We start from the raw sequence: 3,812 nt of genomic DNA on the forward strand, positions 1-3,812 counted from the left end.
GTCACGTAAACCATGGTGATGTTGAACTGCTCGTGAATCTGCTTGAGCTTGCGGCGCAGTTTCCACTTCAGGTGCGGGTCGATCACGGTCAGCGGTTCGTCGAACAGAATCGCCGACACGTCATCACGAACCAGCCCGCGACCCATGGACACTTTCTGTTTTTCGTCAGCGGTGAGGCCTTTGGCTTTTTTCTTCAGCAACGGCTGCAGGTCCAGCACGTCGGCGATTTCCTGCACCTTGATCTTCACCTTCGCTTCCGGCATGCCCTGATTGCGCAGCGGGAACGCGAGGTTGTCGTACACCGTCATGGTGTCGTAGACCACCGGGAACTGGAAAACCTGAGCGATGTTGCGCTCCTCCGGCGACATGTCGTTGACCACGATGGTATCGAACAGGACCTTGCCTTCAGACGGGCTGAGCAGGCCGGAAATGATATTGAGCAGGGTCGACTTGCCGCAGCCGGACGGGCCGAGCAAGGCATAGGCGCCGCCCTGCTCCCAGATGTGGGTCATTTCGCGGATGGCATAGTCTTCAGGGCCGGTCGGATTGGCGCTGTAGCTGTGCGCGAGTTGTTGCAAGCGGATCTCGGCCATCAGGCAACCCTCGCCATGCGCAGGCCCGGCGCCTGGATAAGGCCGCCCTGCTGATCGAATACGAACAGTTTGTGAGTCGGAATGTACACGCGGATCGGCGTATCGACGTCGTACTCGTGGACGCCCGGCAAGTGCAGCACCAGCAAGAAGTGCTCGTTGCGCACATGCAGGAAGGTTTCCGAACCGCTGATTTCGGCGAGTTCGACGGTCACCGCCAGCTCAAGGTCGTCATCATTGGACGGCACCAGGCTCAGGTGGCTCGGGCGCACACCGAAGCGGTATTCGCCGTCGCCGATCTTGCGCAGGTCGACGTTGAGCGGGAAGTGCACGAAGTTGGCGAAGCTGACTTCGTTGCCTTCGATGCGGCCCGGCATCAGGTTGATCGGCGGCTCGGAGAACAATTCAGCGGCCAGCACGGTTTTCGGCTGGTGGTACACCTCGGGCGTACGGCCGCTCTGGATCACGCGGCCTTCGTGCAGAATCGTGGTGGTCCCGCCCAGCGCCAGCGCTTCGTTCGGCTCGGTGGTGGCGTAGATGGCGATGGTGTTGCGCGTCTCGAACAGCTGGCGCATTTCCTGGCGCAGCTCTTCGCGAAGCTTGTAGTCGAGGTTGACCAGCGGCTCGTCGAACAGAATCAGTTCTGCGTCCTTGACCAGCGCCCTCGCCATCGCCGTGCGCTGCTGCTGGCCGCCGGAGAGTTCGAGAGGGTGACGGGGAAGGAATTTCTCGATGCGCAGCATCTTCGCGGTTTCCCGCACGCGGCGATCGATTTCGTCTTTTGACATTTTGGCCTGGCGCAGCGGCGAGGCAATGTTGTCGTAGACGGTCATGCTGGGGTAGTTGATGAACTGCTGATAAACCATCGAGACGTTGCGATGACGCACCGCGACATGGGTGACATCCTTGCCATTCATCAGTACCCGGCCGCTGTCTGGCTTGTCCAGACCGGCCATCAAGCGCATCAGGCTGGTTTTGCCTGATAAGGTGCGCCCCAGCAATACGTTGAATGAGCCGGGTTCGAAGCTCAGCGAAGCATCGTCGATCCAGATCTGACCGTCGACGGCGCGGCTGACGTGCTCAAGCGTGAGAGACATGGCGTGCCCTTTTTATTTGTTTTGTTCGGGGTGTTGCGTGTTTGCCGTATGGCAGGTCATGACATCGGTTGACCGATTGTTGGATAGCGACAATCGTGCCAACCGGCCTACACAGCAGCTAAATAGCTGAAACGCCCGAACTAGAGCAATCGCGACATTCTGCCGCACCGCCTGGCATTCGTTGATGAACATAAATGAACAGGAAAGCTTGAACACCTGAACAAAATGAACATTGACTTTGAACAATCCTGATCAACAATGGGTGGACGTTTTCGAGCAGGGATGCTCTGCCCCGATGGCATCTCGACAACAATAAATAAAAACACTCGGACGGAGCCATTTCATGGCCACACCAGGCGCATCCCCCAGCCACGACACCATCATTCAGGACTCGTGGGCCCGTTGCCGCGAGTTCGGCCTCGACCACCAGTCACGGCCGTCCTTCGGTCGCCTGCCCGATCAACAGGTTTCGCAGCTGCTGGAACGCCATTATTCATTGGTGCAAACCACTCACCAGCAGGTACTGCCCTTCTACGAAAACATCCTGAGCAATTCCAACTGCCTGATCCTGCTCGCCGATCAGCAGGGGCAGGTGCTCAACTCCTGGGGCAACAAGCGCTTTGTCGAGCCGGATCAACAGCCCGGGTTTGTCGCCGGGGCCAGCTGGCTGGAGCAAGGCGCAGGGACCAACGCCATCGGCACGGCGCTGGCCTGTGAACAGGCTGTTCACATTGAACACGATGAACACTTTCTCAAGGCCAACCGCTTCATGACCGGTTCGGCGGCACCGATTTTTGATGCGTCGCGGCGAATGATCGCGGTGCTGGATGTGTCCAGCGACAGCTTCCTGCCGCCGTCCCACACCCTTGGGATGGTCAAAATGATGAGCCAGACCATCGAAAACCGGCTGATCCTCGACCAGTTTCAGCACACCCATTTCCAGCTGGTGTTCAACACCGGCCTGAACAACCTCGACAGCCAGTGGGCCGGGCTGCTGGTGTTCGATGAGAGTGGCCGTGTGCTCTGCGCCAACCGCCGCGCCGACAGTCTGCTGGGCGTCAGCCTGCTGAACGCCAACATCGAAAACCTCTTCAAGTCGCCCATCACCGACCTTCTCGAACAGCTGGAAGGCCAGCCCTTCCCGCTTCAGGCGTCCGGGCACAACCGTTTTCACTGCGTACTGAAGCGGCCGAAGGCGCCGGTGCTCAAGCTCAGAACCGTGCCTGTGCCGGTACCTTCCAGGTCAATCACCGTCGGCGCCATTGAGCCCGGCGTTGGAGATGAGCGGGTTGAGAAAGCCGCGCGTCAGGGCCAGCGTTTGCTGGAAAAAAACGTCCCGCTGCTGATCCTTGGCGAGACGGGCGTGGGCAAGGAAGTGTTCGTCAAAGCCCTGCACCGCGCCAGCTCCCGCGCGGATCAGGCCCTGGTGGCGGTGAACTGCGCGGCGATCCCGTCGGAGCTGGTCGAGGCCGAACTGTTTGGCTACGAAAAAGGGGCGTTCACCGGAGCTCACCATAAAGGCAGCATCGGACTGATCCGCAAGGCGGACAAGGGCACGCTGTTTCTCGACGAGATCGGCGACATGCCGCTGCCGGTTCAGGCGCGTTTGCTCAGGGTTTTGCAGGAACGGTGTGTGCAACCGGTGGGCAGCAGCGAGCTGTATCCGGTGGACATCCGGGTGATTTCCGCCACCCACTGTTCATTGCGCGAACACGTGCAGAACGGGCGGTTTAGGCAGGACCTTTACTACCGCATCAGCGGCCTGAACCTGGAGCTGCCGCCGCTGCGTGATCGCAGCGACAAGCACACGCTGGTACGTGCCATCTGGGAACAGCACCGCGAACCTCAGCAGACCGCAGGCTTTGAGCCGCAAGTAATGGAGCTGTTCGAACGACACCCGTGGCCGGGAAATCTGCGGCAGTTGAGCAACGTGATTCAGGTGGCGTTGGCCCTGGCCGATGATCAGCCGATTTCCACGGAGCATCTGCCGGAGGATTTCTTTGCCGATCTGGCAATGGGCTGCGAGCGCGCAGAGCCCGAGACAGCGTTCCCGCGCAAGGCCGCGCTGGACACGCCGGAAGAGCTGAGCGAGTTGCTGCAGGCCGCAGGCGGGAACATCTCGCAG

General features: G+C 60.0%; 3 protein-coding genes. 1 reads left to right on the top strand and 2 read right to left on the bottom strand.

The features are described from left to right. Positions 1–593, bottom strand: a 593-nt coding sequence (locus VF672_RS17550) for an ABC transporter ATP-binding protein (protein WP_331105827.1), incomplete at its 3' end; no start/stop codon positions are given. Continuing rightward, complete coding sequence (locus VF672_RS17555; RefSeq protein ID WP_331105828.1) at positions 593–1,687, bottom strand: ABC transporter ATP-binding protein; 1,095 nt, start codon at positions 1,685–1,687, stop codon at positions 593–595. The genes VF672_RS17555 and VF672_RS17550, both read right to left, overlap by 1 nt. 343 nt (positions 1,688–2,030) lie before the next feature. On the opposite strand from VF672_RS17555, the gene VF672_RS17560 reads away from it, so the two are divergent. Then, a partial coding sequence (locus VF672_RS17560; protein ID WP_331105829.1) for a sigma-54-dependent Fis family transcriptional regulator occupies positions 2,031–3,812 on the top strand: 1,782 nt, incomplete at its 3' end.

It is taken from the genome of Pseudomonas sp., from assembly GCF_036387035.1.
Taxonomy (GTDB): Bacteria; Pseudomonadota; Gammaproteobacteria; order Pseudomonadales; family Pseudomonadaceae; genus Aquipseudomonas.

Excerpts from the sequence above, each read along its gene's own strand:
- VF672_RS17555 (WP_331105828.1), bottom strand. The coding sequence starts at position 1,687 with ATGTCTCTCACGCTTGAGCACGTCAGCCGCGCCGTCGACGGTCAGATC.